The following is an 18,941-nucleotide window of genomic DNA, read 5'->3' as shown; positions in this document are numbered from 1 at the left end:
AATATACAATTGAAAATAAATAAAAGAAGAGAACATGTTTATATAGCATGGTCTCTTTTTTATTCATTAATACTAAGTAACAGTGGAAAATATAGGTTGATTTGTAGTTTAATAGTAAAGAGAGTTATTAATTTAATTTTCTTTATTTTATGATTTATTAAAGCTTTAAATGTTTTAATAGGGGGGAAGTAAAGTGAAATTCGTAAGTATTGAAAAAAATGAGATCCTAATTGAGAATATGGCAAAATTGTATTGTAAAGCATTTGAGAAAACAAATTTCAATGAAATAATCGAAAGAATGAAAAGACATATAGAATATACAGATTTTAAAGGTATAGTAGCAATAAATGATGAAAATGAAGTAGTTGGTTTTACTTATGGTTATCGCTCAATGGAGGGACAGTACTATAATCAATTAATGAGAGCAGCGTTAAATCTAGAGAAAGTAGACGAGTGGTTACAAGATTGTTTTGAATTTGTAGAGTTAGCAGTTCACCCACAATATCAAAATGAAGGTCTTGGAACGAACTTACATAATGAATTATTAGAAGGGATTTCAAATAGAACAAGTGTTTTAACAACACAAATCAACAATGAAAAAGCACGTTCGCTATATGAAAGGTTGGATTGGGTAAATGTATTGGAGCCATTTCATCCAAGTAAAAATGATGTTCCATATGTAATAATGGGGAAAGCATTAAAAGCAAAAGTGAATTGATAATTATGTTATTTAAAAAAGTTGTCGGTTTGTAACAATGAAGGGGAAAACAAAAATGACGATAATATCTATAGAAAAAGCTACAATTTTGGATGCTGAGAAATTAACAGAAATAATGAAAAAAACATTTGATGTAGAAGCAAAACAATGGTTATACGGCCAAGATGATGTTATTGACTATAACATCCAACCACCAGGATATTCTTCAGTTGAAATGATGAAATATTCCATCGAAGAATTGGATTCTTTCAAAATTGTAATGGATAAAGAAATAGTCGGAGGAATAATAGTTACGATTTCTGGTAAGGCGTACGGTCGAATTGATCGTATTTTTGTAGATCCTGTGTATCAAGGAAAAGGAATTGGATCACATGTTATTAAATTAATAGAAAAAGAATATCCGAACATAAAGATTTGGGATCTCGAAACATCTAGTAGACAAATTAATAATCATCACTTTTATAAAAAGATGGGTTACCAAATGATTTTTGAATCGGAAGATGAGTATTGTTACGTGAAAAGAATAAAAACAAGCTCAAACAAAGAGAGTGTAGTTACAAATAAAGATATGAAAAATAGTCAATACGAAAACTGTAATTTAGCAAATACAGAGTATTATCAAGTGAATTTAAACAATAGTGCATTTGTTGGCAGCAATATAATGAATATGAACATGAGTAATTGTAATGTAAGTCAATCAAAGTTTAGAAATATAAATTTTAGAAGGTCATCATATGCAGATTTAAATTTTTCTGGTAGTAAATTTAATTTGGTGACTTTAGGTGGAGTACAATTCAAAAATACAAATCTCGGAGACGAGAAGGAACCTATTTTATTCGATAAATGTGATTTGGAAGGTAGTACGATAAGTAATAGTAATCTGAAAAATGTTGAAATAGAAAATTGTGATATAGTCGGTATGATAATAAATGGTATTTCAATTGAAAATCTGCTTGATTTATATAATAAGTTGAAAAGTTAACCATACCGCGTTTATGTTGATAATTTTTTTGGGAATTAAGTGTTATACCAAAATAATTATGTAAAAATAACATAAAGAAATAAGAATGAGAGGGTCATTAATACAGGGTTCTAGAATAACAAAACAACAATATATTATTCAAATGGAGGAGAGAAAAATGGGAATCAACATTAGAGCAGTAGAAATACAAGATGCTAGAGCAATTCATCGTATATGCATACAAGATGATGTTTTACCTTATATGGTTTTCTTACCTAGTATGCGTGTAGATGCGATGGAAAATAGAATTCGTAATTTAGCGCCAAATCAATTTGAATTTGTTGAAAAGTATGATGGAAAAGTTGTCGGATTTGTTGGATTAACCCAAAGCCCAGGACGTAGATCTCATTCGGGGGATTTGTTTATGGGGGTAGATAGTGAATATCATAATAAAGGCATTGGGAAAGCACTTCTTACAAAAATGCTTGATTTGGCTGATAATTGGTTAATGTTAGAGCGAGTAGAGCTTGGTGTTTTAGCAACGAATCCTAAAGCGAAATCGCTATATGAAAAATTTGGATTTGTAGAAGAGGGAATAAAAGTAGGGAATTTGAAGGCTCACGGAAAGTTTATTAATGAAATTATGATGAGTCGTTTTAGACCGGATGGTTTAATCATACATAATGGATAGTGAAAAGCATGACATTATACTGTCATGCTTTTTATTTGTTAGTTGTTGTTAGACAGTTTTGGTTGCACTAAAAATAATGCTAAGCCAATAAAAATAACTGTAATGCCTAGTCCTTGTTGTAAAGAAATAGTCTCATTTAATATAAAGTACGCTAGTATACAAGTTCCAATCGTTTCTCCTAAAATGCTCATAGAGATAACTGTAGCACTCATCCATTTTAATAACCAATTGAATATTGTTTGACCTAAAATCGTAGCAATGAAAGCTAAGCCAATAAAGCACAACCAAGTTTGTGTAGAGTAATGGATGAAAGATTCTTGCTGCATGTAGGCAAATATACCGAGAAAACAGGCGCTACTTCCATAACTAATTACCGAATACGGTATAAGTGATAAATCTTTACGAACATGTTGGCTAATGAAAAAATAAGCGGTAATAATTCCGGCCGCAATAAAGGCTAAAATATCTCCGTATAATGCTTCTCCACTAATTTGGAAGTCTTGCCATCCGATGACGATACTTCCTGAAATAGCGATGAGGCAACCAATAACCGCTCCTTTCGTAAATCTCTCTTTAAATAGAAAGTAACCACCAATCATTGAAAATAAAGGTTGTAACGTTACGATAACTGTAGAACTCGCTACAGAAGTATATTGTAATGATTCAAACCATAGTACATAATGTGCAGCTAAAAATAGCCCGGATATGAATCCGAATCCCCATTGTCTTCTTGTTACTGTTTTTAGCTCGTTTCGATTATTTTTATTAAATAGTAATAACGGTAATAGAATCAGTGCAGCAAAGAATAAACGGTAAAAAGCAATGATAGCCGCAGGAGCATCTGCCAATTTTACGAAAATTGCTGAAGTTGATAGGGCGAATACGCCGAAAAATAAGATGCAATATGAAAGAATAGGTGATTTCACAGTTTGTCCCTCCGATAGGTCGTTTATTATAATGAACTAAATACGATATAATGTACAAAGGTAAGTATATAAGTCCCAGAGACGATAGGAAAGGATTATTTGCCTTTGTTTAGTATGTCAGCACAAAGACAATGAAACATGCAATATGATGGACGAAAGGAAGTTTTTACTATGATACATGATAGACTCGGACAAACTGTATTAAGTTATCGTAAGAAAAATAATATGACAATTCGGGAATTTGCTGATTATGCAGGGATTAGTACTTCACTAATTAGTCAAATTGAACGAGGATATGCGAATCCTTCTTTAAGTGTATTGGAATTAATTGCGAAAGCATTAAATGTACCACTATTTACACTTTTTATTAATGAAATTGATACAGATTCACTCATTTCTAAGAAAAAAGATCGAAAAAAAGTATATCGGGAGAACAATGATCACATTGTATATGATGTATTAACACCGGATTTTATGAAAGCACGTATTGAAATGTTAATAATGGATTTAAATAAACAAGCAAACACAACGGAAAGTCATTATTCACATGAAGATAAAGAAGAGATTGCTGTTGTTATGAAAGGAGAAGTGTATGTGGAGTTAGAAGGAAAAGAATATTTTTTAGAAGAAGGTGATGTTGTACGTATTCCGCCAAATGTGAAACATCGTTTTTTGAATAAAAGTGATGTTTCCAATCATATTTTATTTGTATTGACGCCATCTTTAGGATGAGTATAAAGTGATTTTTATTATGGGGGATAAAAAGATGGAAAATAAAACTGTTTTAAGAGATGGTCTTTCAATTATTTCTCAGTGTAAAAAACAAACAAATGATATTTGGCATGCGCATTTCGGAGCAGCTGCAATTGCTAGTTATTTTTTTATGAAAGATAACAATATGGAAGAAGAGATCGCTCATTGTATGTATTCCCAAACAAAAATGATGTTGAACAATCAAAACTTAGGTGAAATCATCGATAGTAAAGAAGAAATTGATTTTCAAAGTGCTGAAAAACTGATTATAAAATCAATGGGGCATACAATTGATGAACTTCATTGGGTGGGGCATAATGTCATTTATGCTGCATTAAGTTTATTAGCTATGAAAGAGTTACAAAAATGGGGGAATAATCAAGCAATTGAAGGGATTACTAACCTTATATTATCGTTTCGAAAAACAATTCCTGGTAGATCGTGGATTGGTTTTACGACGAAGGAAGTAAAACAATTAAGTATAAACGATGAGATAGAAAGTGAATTCAAAAATCCGAAACAATTATCTAAGTTTATTTTAAAGGAGCTCTCGCAATTTAATATTATTTATAGAGCGGAAGCGCATCATGATTTAATTGGTCATTTGCTTACTTTTTCTCATGCAATTAATATTATGTATGATTTAGGGCATAGAGATATATTCCAACGAGGGATACGTCCACTGTTAAAACTAGTATACGTGTTACGTGCTAGTCAATATCTTATGCCGAATACTGAAATTAACTTGCACTCACCTATAGATCGTTTACCTTTAATCGAATCAAAACGTGCTCATGTATTACCAACAGAAAATCAATTTTGGCTAAAAGACTATAGTGCGTTTGATTGGGATTTCGGGCATGTTTTTAAATTCTCATATAGTTATTTTGATCATATAAAGAGAGCCCCAGAATATAAAGATATTACATTAGAGAAATTCCGATTTGTTATTAATACGTAATGAAGTCTAATGATCTGTATAAAGGGTTAAATTTAAAATTTTTTGTTGATAGTATATTATTTTTATATTTGTAAGATTTTACATGCTTATTTTACTTTTACTAATTATGTAAATAGGCTATACTAAAATACATATATTTTAGTATTGGAGAGAGAAGTAAAACGACATGGAATTAGTAAAATTGGAAAAAGCTATTGAAATAAAGAAAGAAGAACTTTTATATTTAGTATCAGATTACGGCATTCAACATGAAAAAGTATTGGCATTAAGTCAAGAAATAGACAAATTGATTAATTACTTTATGTTTTTAAAATAAAAAGAACTATGGCATGATTTGAAAATGTTATAGTTCTTTTTTATTTGGAAATTCAGATATATATTCTATATACTAGTAATAGATAGAATATTCTGTTTTGTAGGAGAGGGATATATGATATTACATACGCACATTTCAGGCGAAGGGGAACCAATTATGCTTTTACACTCTGGTGGTATGACGGGTTTAGTAGAGTATGAAGAGCAGGTAGCATTTTTTCAAGAAAAAAACTATCAAGTAATTCGTCCTGATTTAAGAGGACATGGAAGATCAGGGGGGACATTGGAGAATTATTTCCTACGTTCTGTAAAGGATCTACATGATACGTTAGTACATTTACAAATTGATAGATGTCATATAGTTGGTGTTTCCCTAGGAGGATTAGTCGCTTTATTATTTGCAAAAAAGTATCCAGATAAAGTGAGAACATTAACTTTTTCAGGTATCTTTCCGGTTAAGAAAGAGAATTGGGAAGAGTCCCAGGAGTATGAAGCGAAGTGCCATCAGGAATTGATGGAAAATGAAGAAGTTGTAACTTATATGAATCAAATTCATGAAAAAAGTGATTGGAAAGCATTGCTTGAATCGTGGCAAGTTAAAGATTGGTACCCATTCGATGAAACTGGTGATGTAGCTAATCTTCAAGTACCTACACTTTGTATTGCAGGGGGAGATTCGGAAGATGAAGTTACAGCTGCTACAACGTTTAAACAATTAAACGACAATATACATATTGCTGTTATTCCGTTTGCTGGTCATTTAGTGCACAATGATCAACCGGAAATATATTCGAATATATTGTCTAATTTCTTACAGAATGCACAAGCTGCTAGTCGAATATAAGGACTTTTGGGTATAATAATAAAGGAATTATTAATTGTATCGGTTAGGAGCGCAGTACATATGAAAACAGTTGTTGTTATCGGTGGAGGTATAACGGGACTTTCTACTATGTTTTATTTAGAAAAATTAAAAAAGGATAATAATATCGATTTAAATTTAATCCTTGTAGAAAAAGAAGAGTACTTAGGTGGTAAAATCCATAGTGTAGAAGAAAAGGATTTTATTATGGAATCAGGAGCGGATTCTATCGTTTCTCGTAATGAACATGTTATGCCGCTTGTAAAAGATTTGAATTTAGAAGAAAAAATGGTATATAACGAAACGGGTATTTCTTACATATATTCTGATAATACTTTACACCCAATTCCATCTGACACTATATTTGGGATACCGATGAGTGTGGAGTCGTTGTTTAGCAGTACGCTAGTATCAACGAAAGGGAAAATTGTTGCTTTAAAAGATTTTATAACGAAAAATAAAGAGTTTACAAAAGATACTTCGCTTGCTGTATTTTTAGAAAGCTTTTTAGGGAAAGAGTTAGTGGAAAAACAAATTGCTCCGGTGCTTTCAGGAGTATATTCCGGTAAATTAAATGAGCTTACTATGGCATCGACATTACCGTATTTACTGGATTATAAAAATAAATATGGAAGTATTATTAAAGGTTTTGAAGAGAATAAAAAACAGTTTCAATCTGCAGGAAACAAAAAGTTCGTATCATTTAAAGGTGGACTATCTACGATTATTGATCGTTTAGAAGAAATGCTGACTGAGACAGTCGTTAAGAAAAGCGCTGTAACGACTGCTGTAAGGAAACAAGGTGATCGCTATGAAATCTCCTTTGCAAATCATGAATCAATCCAAGCTGATTATGTTGTTTTAGCAGCTCCGCATGATATCGCACAAACTTTATTACAGTCTAATGAGTTAAACGAGCAGTTTCATACATTTAAAAACGCATCTCTTATAAGTATTTACTTAGGATTTGATATACTTGATGAACAATTACCGGCGGACGGCACAGGATTTATCGTAACGGAAAACAGCGATTTACATTGTGATGCGTGTACATGGACAAGCCGGAAGTGGAAGCATACATCGGGAAAACAAAAGCTATTAGTAAGAATGTTTTATAAGAATACAAATCCAGTATATGAAACGATTAAAAATTATAGTGAAGAAGAATTGGTACAAGTCGCTTTATTTGATATTGAAAAGAGTCTCAGAATTAAAGGCGAACCAGAAGTAGTTGAAGTTACAAATTGGAAAGATTTAATGCCGAAATATCATTTAGAACATAATCAAGCGGTTCAAACATTACAAGAAAAAATGACGGATTTTTATCCTAATGTATATTTAGCTGGTGCCTCATATTACGGTGTCGGAATTGGTGCGTGTATTGGAAATGGAAAGAACATTGCAAATGAAATAATTGCAACATTAAATGAACCGTCAAAATAGAATACATATATAAATAAAACGTCCCTCCAGTATATTGGAGGGACGTTTTATTTATTTCGCTTGAATTGAGATTTTTTTATTAGTTGTATTATTCTCAGTAATCGTTAATGTTATGTTCCCGGATTCTTTAAATGAATAGGATGAGAGTTGATAAAGCTCTTTTATGCCATGTGTCTCTTTTAATTTATTGGCTGGAAGTGATGTTATGTTCGGTTTCCATGATTCTTGTTTACCTGAAGGGTATTTTACTATTATTTCTGGATTATTTAATTGCATTGTTTCCCAAGAGGCAAAATGTAGTTCAACTTCTGTATCTTTTTTTAGTAATACTTCTGAGAAATATCCAAGCTCCCCAACATTACCGAAAACAGTAAAGTTTTGATTTTGTAACGTGATATCTAAATGTTTAGGTTGATAGGTTGCTGCGTGAAAGATTCCATATGAAAGAGAAAGAGTGGCAGCGATTAACGTGCCAATTGAAAATGTCTTAAAGTTATTGCCTTTAAAACTAGTCATCATGAATGAGTTTGGAACGAATTTTTTTGCAAATAAAAAAATGAGTAATATGAGTAAGAGGGATAAGCCGATGAATATATACATAGAACATTTACACCTCCACAGTAAAATATAATATTAACTACATTTTACTATAAATGTATATATAAGGTGTTGTTTTAGAAGGGAAAGGTGAGCACGGAATCGAATTTATAAGACGTATTATTAAGGGCGGGGTGATGGAGATGAAAATGAAAATAATACAATTAATTATAAAACTAGAGCATAAAGAGGTGATCATAGTATTTTGATCACCTCTTTATTTTTTCTAATCATGCAAAAGCAAGAAGGGTTATTTTTAGTTCGTATTGAATTAAGAGGATAAGCTTCTCTAGAAATATTTGATAAATGGGACATTGAGGACTTTCCTAATTATAAATACTTTTTCTGCTATAATGAATGAGTAGAAAGAAAGGAGTGATCCTGTGGCGTTTCCTATATTAGAAACAGAACGTTTGAGTTTAGTTGAAATAGAACAATCTTATTGTCAAAAAATATATGAAATCTTTTCATTGGATGAAGTAACGTGTTATTACGGTATGAATTCTTTTACGGAGTTTGGACAAGCTTCACGTATGATTGAATCTTTTTCAAAAAATTACTTTGAGAAAAAGGCAATACGATGGGGGATTGTATTAAAAGAAACAAATACGTTAGTCGGTACAATTGGATTAAATAATTTACAACTATGGAGTAAACGGTCTGAAATTGGATATGACTTACATCCTCGTTATTGGGGAAATGGTTATGCCTCAGAAGCGGCTCAAGAAATTATTCATTATGGATTTCGAGATTTAGGCTTATTTAGAATTGGAGCTATTACATACCCTGAAAATGTTACTTCTTGTAAAATGTTATCTAAAATAGGCTTTCATAAGGAAGGATTATTACGTGGATATATTCATCAAGGAAATAAGCAACATGATGCACTATTGTATTCTATAGTTCGAACGGATGTAGAGGATATAAATTTATAATAAAAAACCCCTCTTATAAAAGAGGGGTTAAGTAAAAATTAACCTATTTTAGGTAATAAACGTTCTCCGCTTTTCATGCTACTTTTACATAAAGGGCATTTAGGCTCTTCTTCAAATGAAAAGTTCTTTCTCATCCATCCTAAACAATCCTCTGATTCACATTCCCAGACAGGGGTTTGTTCTGGTGGTACTTCAGCTACATCGTTCTTTCGATTGCGATACATATAACCACTCCTTTTATGTAAAAAATTTTAGTTATATATTAAAAAGGTTGTTAACCGAGCTGGTAACAACCTTTTTATTGTTTGAATTATAGCTTTACAACGTTTTTAGCTTGAGGTCCACGGTTACCGTCTTCAACTTCGAAGCTAACTTCTTGACCTTCGTCAAGAGACTTGAAGCCGTCGCCAGTGATAGCTGAGAAGTGAACGAATACGTCGTTACCGTCTGCAACTTCGATGAAACCGAAACCTTTTTCGCTGTTAAACCATTTTACTTTACCTGTTAATGTCATGGTAATGCCTCCTAAAATTTAAAAAGATTACAATATGATCGGCCTTATTTGAATGAAAAATAAAAGTTCACATATTATCAAACACCCATAAGGAGTACAAAATAATCCTGATTGATACTTGATAATATGCAAAGGAAATATGGTGTTAAATTGACCTTAATTACTATTTTACAACAAATGGTGGGAAATAGCAAGTGCTGGTAATACCAGTGTGCAATAGGATGGAGATAATGGGAAAAGACACAAAGACATCTCTTTTATTTATATATTATTCCTAATTTTGGTTTATGCTAAACTGAGAACTTTTTTTATTGAATATTGTATTAGGAAAACGATTTATAGTATAAGAATAGTGCTGATGTATTTGTTATGGAGGCGAGAATATTGCAATTTACTCAATTTAAAATAATTGAAGCAGCTAAAGAAGGAAGAAAAAAAGTTCATCCAATATTCGCTGTTATACTTGCAATTGTATTTTTAACTTTAGGTGAATTGTTCATGTTATTTATGTTGTTTTTACCGAAAGCAGAAACACTTTTAATGAAGGCAATTTATAGTGATATTGAGATGGTATTGACGTTTGGCGGTGCTATATTTTTTGTTTTTTTATGGGTTAGATTTGTAGAGAAAAGATCAATTTCATCCATTGGTTTTTGGAGAAATCAGTGGATAAGAAAATATTTGAAAGGTGCATTAATAGGTTTTGTTTTCATTTCAATACCAGTAATGATACTTTTATTAACAGGAATTGTACAACTACAAATGCAACAAATTACGCCAACCGCTATAATTGGAATTGTAGGATCTTTAGTTGCTTTTTTAATACAAGGTGCAACAGAAGAAATTGTTGTTCGAGGTTGGTTATTTCCGGTCCTTTCTGTTAGAAGTCGTATATGGATTGGGATTGTTGTGACTTCTTTTTTATTTGGTTTTCTTCATTTACTAAATCCAGGTATTACAATTCTTTCAATATCGAATATAATATTAGTTGGTGTATTTGCAGCTTTTTACGCTTTGAAAGACAGTAGTCTTTGTGGGATATGCGCGTGGCATTCGCTGTGGAATTGGGCGCAGTTTAATATTTATGGATTTGCAGTAAGTGGAATGGCAATGTATTCTACACCAATTTTTAAACCTGTAACAAACGGATCGGAAGTCCTTCATGGGGGCTCGTTCGGAATTGAGGGGAGTATCATTACAACAATCATGCTTTCTGTCGCTTCAATTATTTTATGGAGACAGTTATGGGGAAAAAATGCGAAGCAAAGAGATTTAAGTTAATGAAAGTGGGAGAAACTATGGGGATTATAGCGTTTGAGGGAGCAAGTGCGGTTGGTAAGAGTAGCACGTGTCGTGAATTAGAAAAAAATTATGGTGCGTACATTATACCTGAAGTGAATGTTTTATTTGAAAGACCAAAAAACGAACATAGAACATGGTATTTTGAAAAACAAGTAGAGCGCGGGAAAATAGCAGCGCAGAAATCAGAGCAATATGAATTAGTAATACTTGATGGTGATATTTATCAGCCACTTAGTTATAATTGGTGTTTCCATTTTGATATATTTAATCAACCGTTATCTTTAATAGAGAGCTTTTATATAGAAAAGCTGATCAATAAGGAAATTGGTTTTCCAGATCAATATTTTTATTTATATACAGATGATGAAGAACTTAGAAAACGGAAAGAATTTGACGAGACAAAAAGAAGAAGAAACTTTGAAAAACACTTACATATATCAAAATCGTTTCAACGTTATTATGAAAATTTAAATACCGTTACAGACGGGTATTGCAAAATGATTGATGCGAAAAGTGTAAAATCGAATGAATTAGAAATTGTGAAAAGTTTAAACAGTTTAAATGTGTGTGAAGAGAGACGTTTTGATGTTTCCAGGTTAGATGCGATTACGAAGTGGTTAAAAGAACATCGTGCATAAAAACAACAAGTGCCTTATAAGGTACTCGTTGTTTTTTTATGTATTATATATTGATTTTAAAATTTGTAAGTTTGCTTTTTCATTTTTCTTAATAGCATTTGCATATTTAGCTAGAAAGAGCTGAGAAGGATAAACCGGTAGTTCACCACAAATGTCGATACCATAGACATTTTTATTCCTAATAAGAGAATGTAAACATTTTAATAGTGTAGAAAGTTTCATATGTCCTTGATCCCAATTTGTAATAGTTACTTTTGAATCTAAAACATCTTTATCAATGCTTACATATATAGTATCTGTATGAATATGAGAAAGGATCGTATGTGTAGATACTTCATAAGTTGTATCTATCGGGAATACTTCTACGCATGAATAATCATTAGAATGAATGGTTAAAGAAGAAGGTCCGATAATAATTACTTTCTTTAATTTCGGGTTATTTTGAAGTGCGAATGATACCCATGACCCGCAAGAAATAAGAGAATGTTCATTTTCTTCTTTTAAGTTCATGTCAGTGTGATGATCAAATAAAATAAGGCTAATTGGTTCATCTATTTCTTTTAGTAGTAAATAAGATACATAATGATAATTTCCAGAGCCGATAAAAGTGATTCCTTTTTGTTTTCTACGATATAACTCCCGTTTTATACGCATTAAAGAAGGAGTCTCGCAATACAGATTTGTGTGCTCTAAATGACTAAAATCAATATCTTCATGTGAATAAGAATGAAGTTTATTTTGTAATAAATATGTATCGTCAAAGTTTAAAAAAGTTAAACCGCTATACAATAAACTCATATTTATTCATCTCCTTTATAGGTAGGCTAGCATATATTTTTATAAAATTAAACCGAAATGCTTAGAGATGGATCTGCATTTGAAAAAGATCGAGATTTTTGACGGAATAATCTTTCAATTTATAAAGAAAAGAAATACAATATAAGGAAATATACATGTGGTTCAAGAAATAGAAAATATGAATGGGATATGTGGGAGGAAACAAGCAATATGAAAACATTTTTTAAAATAATAGGTATTTTAGCTGGTATGGCGGTAATCGGCGTAGGTTTAACATATGGTATGCTGTATTATCTAAATAATAGTAAACCAGCTGCGAAAAAGGCATCACCAGCTGCTCCGGCAGCAGAAGTACTAGCGGATAGTAAAGTAAAAGCTGAAGATGCAAAGCTTTTAGAAAATGGCAATCATTCATTACCAAATAGCGGTTTTAATAAAAATTTTAAATGGACAGATGAGAACATACAGACAGCATTACATGAAATGGCACATCAAAAAACGAAAGCTGATCAAAAGTGGGGCTATATTTTTATCACACAAGAACGAATTGAAAGTTTACTTGATATTGTAAAGAGTAATGATCTAGTACAAGGAAATACATATGCAGATATTTTAGAGAGATGGAAACAAGGAATATATGAAAAGATGGACGCGGATCACAATAAGATTTGGAAATTACAAAGCGGGAATTTAGGCGAAGGAAAAGGAGTAATGTCAGAAGCGGAACAAAAAGAGTTAATTAATCAAGTGTTTATACAAAAAGGTACTTATTCAGGCAGTAAATTAATTGCAGATGGGGGACAGACTAATAAATAAGATAATATTGGAAGAGAGTAAGTGCTTATTAGGCAGTTACTCTTTTTTTTGTGCACCTTTTAGTCCCGCTCTAGTAAGGAAAGAAACGATTGTAAAACGGGTGAAATCCATCTAGATTTATGATAAATTACATGGCTTTGAATAACTGCTGGAGTTTCGATAGGCTGAAAACAGAGTTGCTCTTTTTGACAACTTTCTTGTACAACGATGTAAGGAAGAATTGAAATTCCTAACTCACACATCACAGATTGTTTAATGACTTCAACGTTGGAAGTTTCAAATGTTTTAGCTGGAATATTTCCGCTTTGACGTAAAAACCGATCTACCATCTGTCTATAGCCGCAGCTTTGTTCTGTAAAGATAAATTGAGTATCATTTAGTAAACAAAATGGATTAGAGTGTGTAGAGTAATGGGGAGGTAAAATCCATCCAAATGCTTCATTACAAAAAGTACGCGTAATAAAATCATTATGTTCCATACTTTCTCCAATTATGAAAATAACATCTGATTCTCCTTCACGTAGCTTATTCATTGCTTGTTCGTTTGTAGTTGTTTCCAGTACGATATTTACTTTCGGATTCTCCTGTTTGTACATACGTAATAATTGTGGTAATCGGTACACTGCTAATGATTCGTTAGATGTAATCGTTAATGTTCCCTCTAAATCATCACTATTTTGAGGGATTTCTTGCGCTTTTTCATAAATAGCTAGTAATTCTAGAGCATAAGGATGAAATTGATGACCTGCTTTTGTAAGAAGTACTTTTTTCCCTAATCGATCGAAAAGAGGGAGATGTAAATCGTTTTCTAATGCTTTCATATGCGCTGTTACAGTAGATTGCGCATAACCTAACGCATGAGCAGCTTTAGAAAAACCACCATATTTAACAATCGCACAAAATGTTTTAACGTGTCTCATTTCCATAAGCAATCCCTCTTTTATTATCATGATTTGTGAATGATTATATCACGTATTTCAATTTTTCAAATGGTTAAATTCTTTATAAAATGAAATTGTAGAAATATTCATTTAAGTGATATTGGAGGAGAAAAGATGATCAAAAAGGGCTATCATGTAGCTGTAGTTGGGGCTACAGGTGCAGTCGGACAGAAAATTATTGAACTGTTAGAGAAAGAAACTCAATTTAATATAGTTGAAGTTACATTGCTTTCGTCAAAACGATCCGCTGGTAAAGTAGTGCGATTTAAAGGACGGGAGATAATAATAAAAGAGGCAAAAACAACTAGCTTTGAAGGTGTAGATATTGCCTTTTTTAGCGCTGGAGGAGAAGTTTCTAGACAATTTGTCAATCACGCAGTCACTAGTGGTGCTATCGTAATTGACAACACGAGTGAATACCGAATGGTACATGATGTACCGCTCGTTGTTCCAGAAGTAAATGCGCACACTTTAAAGAAGCATAAAGGGATCATTGCAGTTCCGAATTGTTCAGCATTACAGATGGTGACGGCACTTCAGCCAATTCGAAAAGCATTCGGATTGGAACGAATTATTGTTTCCACATACCAAGCTGTATCAGGTTCAGGAATTCATGCGATTCATGAATTAAAAGAACAAACTAAGTCAATGCTTGCAGGTGAAGAGGTTAAGGGTACGATATTACCTGTGAAAAAAGATAAAAAGCATTATCCAATTGCGTTTAATGTACTGCCTCAAGTAGATATATTTACAGATAATGATTTTACATTTGAAGAAGTAAAAATGATTCAAGAAACGAAGAAAATTTTAGAAGATCTCAATTTAAAAATGGCAGCTACTTGTGTGCGTGTTCCAGTTGTTTCAGGGCATTCAGAATCGGTTTATATTGAACTTGAAAAAGAAGCGACTGTTGCAGAAATAAGAGAAGTGTTGCTGGATGCACCAGGTGTTATACTGCAAGATAATCCTAGTGAACAGCTGTACCCAATGCCAGTATATGCAGAAGGGAAAATAGATACATTTGTGGGGAGAATTAGAAAAGACCCTGATACACCAAAAGGATTCCATCTTTGGATTGTTTCCGATAATTTATTAAAAGGGGCCGCTTGGAACTCGGTTCAAATTGCAGAAACGTTGGTGGAGGAAGGGATAATATAGTATAGGTAAATTAGGAAACTGTTAATGATTACAGTTTCCTAATTTTTATTTTATAATTGTTTTCTTTATTCCAGCCAAATTTGATTTGAAAGACAGTAAAAAACATCAAGAATGAATAAAATCCTTTTAGTATGATATGGATATAATCAATGAGAGGGGGAAATGTGATGTATGAAGTAAAGGGGTACTTTTCATCATTAAAAGGAAGTCATTATGATATTGGAAGGCAACAAGGAGAGTTTGTGAAAAGTCATCCGTATCTCATTCCACAATTTATACAACAAGAACATTTAGTATCAGATAATTATTGGACAGAATCTAGAAATATATTAAATCAATATTGTCCAGGAATTAATGAAGAAATTGACGGGTTTTGTGAAGTGTTGAAAATTCCTGCTAGAAATATGATGTATTATTATCAAACACTATTAAAAGCAGGATGTAGTCATTGTGTCGTATTACCTAAAAAGACAGATTCAAAGCACACATATGTATTAAGAAATTATGATTTGTCACCAAAAATAGATGATATGCGTTTTTGCTCTACACATGTTGAAGGCGCGTATGCCCATAGTGGATTTTCTACTTTTTATTTTGGTCGAACTGAAGGTGTTAATGAGCATGGGTTAGCTGTTACATTTTCAGGATGTGGTCAACCAGTAGGGAGTATTGAAGGCTTACGAAAGCCGGTGTTAAATGGTTTACAATGTTTTGCGGTAATTCGAGTATTATTGGAGAAATGTAAAAATGTGCAGGAGGCGATATCACTAGTTGATGAAATGCCAATTGCAAGTAATATTAATCTAATTGTAGCAGATCCTTTAGACGCAGCGCGTATTGAAATATTTGACGGTTTTAAATCAATAACCACAATTGATGAGGAAAGCCATGATTTTATCGTATCAACAAACCATGCGATTAGTTTACCTATTCAAAAATTGAATAATAGAAGATTAGAACAATCCACAAACAGATATCACACATTGTATGAATATTTAAATCAAAATGAACTAGTGAGCATGAAGTCTTTAAAAGGATTAGTAGAAAAAGAGTATCCTACTGGGCTGACAGTACATAATTATGAAGAATGGTTTGGAACTTTGCATTCTGTCTTATTTGATTTGCATAACCGTACAATGAATATTTGCTTCGGATCTCCACTATTCAACGACTGGTACTCATTGAAAGTTGGAGAGAGCCTATCCTTTTCTAAGGTGAATGTGAAATTTAATAATAAAACGTATACTGACTTTTGGAAAGAAGAACGCTATTAATTGATTCAAGAAGAATAAATGAGATAAAATGGTAATAGTAAGGTGTATATACGGGAGGGATTGCCATTGCTAAAAGTAATGTTACCGATTGTTCTTATCTTATTTGTTGCCGTTTCAATGTATATTACTTATGAAAAAAGAAAAAAAGCAGGGGTAAAAGGATTGAAGAGTGCGTTAACTTCAATTTGTTTCTTTACACTAGCAATCTTAAATTTGCTTGCATATTGGTTTAACTTTGGCGGTATTTTTATTTGGTTCATTTCAATTGTTTTATTACTAGTGGGGGCATATTTTACGAAATATATTCCAATATCTAAAAAGGTACATTGAAATTTATTTGAGTTTAAAAGTTATGTTGTATTTTGTTTTGAAAAGAGATTATTCTACTAGAGCGTTGTGAAACGGTTTTATAGGATAATCTCTTTTGTTCGTTTAGCTTTGTAAAGAACGTACTGTTCTTTTTAGTTGTTCAATAAATTCTCGAGTTGCAGCACACATATATTTATCTTTTCTATAAATAAGCCCAATTTCTATTGTTGGGGTAGGATCTTCTATTTTAATTGCTTGAATGATTTTATTTTGTAAAAAGTCTATATACGGTTTTGGTAACACTGTAATTCCCATTCCTTTTGAAACCATTTGGATTAAAGATTCCATCGTACTAATTTCTAAAATTGGTTTTGGTTTAAAGTTAAATTTTTGACAATAAGATGTAATTAGTTCGGTTAAAAAGAAATTTTTAGGTAAAAGAATTAAAGGGTAGTTCTGTAATTCAGCAATAGATACATGATTACGTTCAGTTAATTGATGATCGGTTGGTACGACTAATGTAAGTTCACTTTTGTATAGAGGGATAGAAATAATCTCCTTATCTTGCACCGGGAGAAATGTAATGCCAATATCAAGTTCGTTTTGTAATAATTTTTCGCGAATATCTCCTGTACGAAGCCCTAATACAGAGAGTTCTATATTAGGATATAATTGATTAAAATTTAAAATAGCGGGTGGTAGTAAATAATTTACGACGGTTAACAATGATCCTATTGTTAAGGAACCTTGTTGTAACCCGTTTAAATCTTGAATAGCAGAACGAGCTTGTTCGACTTCATGAAAAATGGTTTTACTATGTAATAATAAAATCCTTCCTGCGTTAGTTAAAGATATTTTTTTACCAATGCGATCGAAAAGTGGCATTCCAACTTCATGTTCTAATGCACGTATTTGCTGACTTAGTGAAGGCTGTGAAATATTTAATTTCTCAGCTGCTTTTGTGAAATGTAATTCTTTTGTAACAGCTAAAAAATATTCAAGTTGTCGTAATTCGATTGGGACCACCTCAAGTTTGATGATAGGTTATACCTATCATTATTATATAAATAATTGGATTGAACAATGATTTTGTTGAGCTTATAATCACTTTATTAGAGAGGGATTGAAAAGTTTTTGAAGTAAGGATAGATAAGTATCGGAGCAAGGATATTTGAGTGGTTATTACATTTGCTGATCTTTTGTCATTTTAAATGAAAAATAGACAGAGAGTTTGAAAGTATAAATTAATCTATTGAAAAATTTTGGGGTAAGTAAGAGGAGCGATTAAGATGAATAAAGTATATGAGGTACTATCTTTAAATATAGGGTTACCAAAAGAGGTTACATACGGCGGAAAGGTAATTCATACAGGTATAAATAAGAATCAAGTAAGGGAACCAGTGTTTTTATCCTTTTTAAAATTTAATGGAGATGGGCAAGCGGACTTAGTTCATCATGGCGGAGTAGATAAAGCAGTTTGTGTGTATTCTGGAGAACATTATAGATACTGGGAAAAAGAGTTGAATGAAGACCTTGTATATGGAGCATTCGGAGAAAATATAACAATTAGTCGTATGTGTGAAGAGGATGTTTGTATAGGTGATACATTTCAAATTGGAGAAGCGATTGTCCAAGTGACGCAACCAAGACAACCTTGTTTTAAATTAGCTAAGAAATACAATATTCCAAAGTTACCACTATATTTTCAAGAAACAGGATATACAGGATTTTATTTTCGCGTATTAAAAGAAGGATGGGTATCACCTGCTGATACGTTAAAATTACTGAAGTCTGATCCAAAAGGTGTTACGGTAGCATTTGCTAATCGTATCATGCATAAAGAAAAACAAAATGTAAAAGGGCTAAAAAGGATTTTAGAAGTACAGGCACTTTCTACGAGTTGGAGAAATACATTTGAAAGGCGAATGAGGGGAGAAGAAATTAACACGCAGGAGAGACTAGAAGGAAAAAAATAATAAAAAAATATTTTTTATAAATGGTGCATTTCTATTAGTAAAAACGACTTAGA

General features: G+C 32.1%; 23 protein-coding genes. 16 read left to right on the top strand and 7 right to left on the bottom strand.

What is annotated here, in order from left to right; genetic code table 11:
- The first annotated feature begins 193 nt into the window (after positions 1 to 193).
- From FS802_RS02010 to FS802_RS02000, 3 genes are all read left to right on the top strand, one after another.
- Complete coding sequence (locus FS802_RS02010; RefSeq protein ID WP_098654757.1) at positions 194 to 718, top strand: GNAT family N-acetyltransferase; 525 nt, start codon at positions 194 to 196, stop codon at positions 716 to 718.
- A gap of 37 nt (positions 719 to 755) precedes the next feature.
- Complete coding sequence (locus tag FS802_RS02005) at positions 756 to 1,700, top strand: GNAT family N-acetyltransferase (protein WP_141545971.1); 945 nt, start codon at positions 756 to 758, stop codon at positions 1,698 to 1,700.
- 142 nt (positions 1,701 to 1,842) lie between these two features.
- Positions 1,843 to 2,370 (top strand): GNAT family N-acetyltransferase, encoded by a 528-nt coding sequence (locus FS802_RS02000; protein ID WP_098654783.1) that lies wholly within the window; start codon positions 1,843 to 1,845, stop codon positions 2,368 to 2,370.
- Between the two features lie 38 nt (positions 2,371 to 2,408).
- Here FS802_RS02000 and FS802_RS01995 read toward each other — a convergent pair whose 3' ends face one another.
- Positions 2,409 to 3,296, bottom strand: coding sequence for a DMT family transporter (locus tag FS802_RS01995; RefSeq protein WP_098654759.1), 888 nt, complete (start codon positions 3,294 to 3,296; stop codon positions 2,409 to 2,411).
- Between the two features lie 138 nt (positions 3,297 to 3,434).
- Between FS802_RS01995 and FS802_RS01990 the strand changes: the two genes are divergently transcribed.
- The 5 genes from FS802_RS01990 to FS802_RS01970 all read left to right on the top strand — a co-directional run bounded on the left by FS802_RS01990 (position 3,435) and on the right by FS802_RS01970 (position 7,630).
- Entirely contained in the window at positions 3,435 to 4,028 is a 594-nt protein-coding gene (locus tag FS802_RS01990) for a helix-turn-helix domain-containing protein (RefSeq protein WP_306471594.1), read from the top strand.
- A 34-nt stretch (positions 4,029 to 4,062) separates the two neighbouring features.
- On the top strand, positions 4,063 to 5,010 hold the full coding sequence (locus tag FS802_RS01985) for a hypothetical protein (protein WP_098654760.1): 948 nt from the start codon (positions 4,063 to 4,065) through the stop codon (positions 5,008 to 5,010).
- 166 nt (positions 5,011 to 5,176) lie between these two features.
- Complete coding sequence (locus tag FS802_RS01980) at positions 5,177 to 5,326, top strand: aspartyl-phosphate phosphatase Spo0E family protein (RefSeq protein WP_000424360.1); 150 nt, start codon at positions 5,177 to 5,179, stop codon at positions 5,324 to 5,326.
- 114 nt (positions 5,327 to 5,440) lie between these two features.
- The gene (locus tag FS802_RS01975) at positions 5,441 to 6,169 is read left to right on the top strand and encodes an alpha/beta fold hydrolase (RefSeq protein WP_098654761.1); all 729 of its coding nucleotides are present in this window, start codon (positions 5,441 to 5,443) and stop codon (positions 6,167 to 6,169) included.
- Positions 6,170 to 6,229: 60 nt separating this feature from the next.
- Positions 6,230 to 7,630, top strand: coding sequence for a protoporphyrinogen oxidase (locus FS802_RS01970; RefSeq protein WP_098654762.1), 1,401 nt, complete (start codon positions 6,230 to 6,232; stop codon positions 7,628 to 7,630).
- Positions 7,631 to 7,681: 51 nt separating this feature from the next.
- Here FS802_RS01970 and FS802_RS01965 read toward each other — a convergent pair whose 3' ends face one another.
- Positions 7,682 to 8,230, bottom strand: coding sequence for a hypothetical protein (locus tag FS802_RS01965; protein WP_098654763.1), 549 nt, complete (start codon positions 8,228 to 8,230; stop codon positions 7,682 to 7,684).
- 380 nt (positions 8,231 to 8,610) lie between these two features.
- Here FS802_RS01965 and FS802_RS01960 point away from each other — a divergent pair, with 380 nt between their 5' ends.
- A complete protein-coding gene (locus FS802_RS01960; RefSeq protein ID WP_098654764.1) occupies positions 8,611 to 9,162 on the top strand; it encodes a GNAT family N-acetyltransferase in 552 nt (183 codons plus the stop codon).
- Positions 9,163 to 9,200: 38 nt separating this feature from the next.
- On the opposite strand, the gene FS802_RS01955 is transcribed toward FS802_RS01960, so the two are convergent.
- Both FS802_RS01955 and cspD read right to left on the bottom strand, forming a co-directional pair.
- Entirely contained in the window at positions 9,201 to 9,386 is a 186-nt protein-coding gene (locus FS802_RS01955) for a cold-shock protein (protein ID WP_000286202.1), read from the bottom strand.
- Between the two features lie 86 nt (positions 9,387 to 9,472).
- Complete coding sequence (cspD, locus tag FS802_RS01950) at positions 9,473 to 9,676, bottom strand: cold-shock protein CspD (RefSeq protein WP_000176365.1); 204 nt, start codon at positions 9,674 to 9,676, stop codon at positions 9,473 to 9,475.
- A 384-nt stretch (positions 9,677 to 10,060) separates the two neighbouring features.
- Between cspD and FS802_RS01945 the strand changes: the two genes are divergently transcribed.
- Positions 10,061 to 10,957, top strand: a complete 897-nt coding sequence (locus tag FS802_RS01945) for a CPBP family intramembrane glutamic endopeptidase (RefSeq protein WP_098654765.1) — start codon at positions 10,061 to 10,063, stop codon at positions 10,955 to 10,957.
- The gene (locus tag FS802_RS01940; RefSeq protein ID WP_144525003.1) at positions 10,957 to 11,616 is read left to right on the top strand and encodes a P-loop NTPase family protein; all 660 of its coding nucleotides are present in this window, start codon (positions 10,957 to 10,959) and stop codon (positions 11,614 to 11,616) included. The genes FS802_RS01945 and FS802_RS01940 overlap by 1 nt, the downstream gene beginning before the upstream one ends.
- A gap of 36 nt (positions 11,617 to 11,652) precedes the next feature.
- Here FS802_RS01940 and FS802_RS01935 read toward each other — a convergent pair whose 3' ends face one another.
- Positions 11,653 to 12,414 carry an arginase family protein gene (locus FS802_RS01935; protein WP_098654767.1) on the bottom strand — a complete coding sequence of 254 codons (762 nt, stop codon included), beginning with the start codon at positions 12,412 to 12,414 and terminating at the stop codon, positions 11,653 to 11,655.
- Positions 12,415 to 12,603: 189 nt separating this feature from the next.
- On the opposite strand from FS802_RS01935, the gene FS802_RS01930 reads away from it, so the two are divergent.
- Entirely contained in the window at positions 12,604 to 13,230 is a 627-nt protein-coding gene (locus FS802_RS01930) for a PRK06770 family protein (RefSeq protein ID WP_141545970.1), read from the top strand.
- Between the two features lie 59 nt (positions 13,231 to 13,289).
- Here the strand turns inward: FS802_RS01930 and FS802_RS01925 are convergent, their stop codons facing one another.
- On the bottom strand, positions 13,290 to 14,156 hold the full coding sequence (locus FS802_RS01925) for a LysR family transcriptional regulator (RefSeq protein WP_000425882.1): 867 nt from the start codon (positions 14,154 to 14,156) through the stop codon (positions 13,290 to 13,292).
- A gap of 129 nt (positions 14,157 to 14,285) precedes the next feature.
- On the opposite strand from FS802_RS01925, the gene FS802_RS01920 reads away from it, so the two are divergent.
- The 3 genes from FS802_RS01920 (at position 14,286) to FS802_RS01910 (ending at position 16,933) form a co-directional block, all read left to right on the top strand.
- Positions 14,286 to 15,329 (top strand): aspartate-semialdehyde dehydrogenase, encoded by a 1,044-nt coding sequence (locus FS802_RS01920; RefSeq protein ID WP_098654769.1) that lies wholly within the window; start codon positions 14,286 to 14,288, stop codon positions 15,327 to 15,329.
- Positions 15,330 to 15,496: 167 nt separating this feature from the next.
- Positions 15,497 to 16,603 carry a C45 family autoproteolytic acyltransferase/hydrolase gene (locus FS802_RS01915; protein ID WP_098654770.1) on the top strand — a complete coding sequence of 369 codons (1,107 nt, stop codon included), beginning with the start codon at positions 15,497 to 15,499 and terminating at the stop codon, positions 16,601 to 16,603.
- 66 nt (positions 16,604 to 16,669) lie between these two features.
- Complete coding sequence (locus FS802_RS01910; RefSeq protein ID WP_116891928.1) at positions 16,670 to 16,933, top strand: hypothetical protein; 264 nt, start codon at positions 16,670 to 16,672, stop codon at positions 16,931 to 16,933.
- 102 nt (positions 16,934 to 17,035) lie between these two features.
- On the opposite strand, the gene FS802_RS01905 is transcribed toward FS802_RS01910, so the two are convergent.
- On the bottom strand, positions 17,036 to 17,938 hold the full coding sequence (locus FS802_RS01905) for a LysR family transcriptional regulator (RefSeq protein ID WP_098654771.1): 903 nt from the start codon (positions 17,936 to 17,938) through the stop codon (positions 17,036 to 17,038).
- Positions 17,939 to 18,201: 263 nt separating this feature from the next.
- Between FS802_RS01905 and FS802_RS01900 the strand changes: the two genes are divergently transcribed.
- The gene (locus FS802_RS01900; RefSeq protein ID WP_098654772.1) at positions 18,202 to 18,888 is read left to right on the top strand and encodes an MOSC domain-containing protein; all 687 of its coding nucleotides are present in this window, start codon (positions 18,202 to 18,204) and stop codon (positions 18,886 to 18,888) included.
- Positions 18,889 to 18,941 lie beyond the last annotated feature (53 nt).

The organism is Bacillus sp. DE0042, from assembly GCF_007680225.1.
Classification (GTDB): Bacteria; Bacillota; Bacilli; order Bacillales; family Bacillaceae_G; genus Bacillus_A; species Bacillus_A wiedmannii.
Note: the sequence above shows the minus strand (reverse complement) of the source record. Positions and strands in the feature narration are given on the sequence as shown.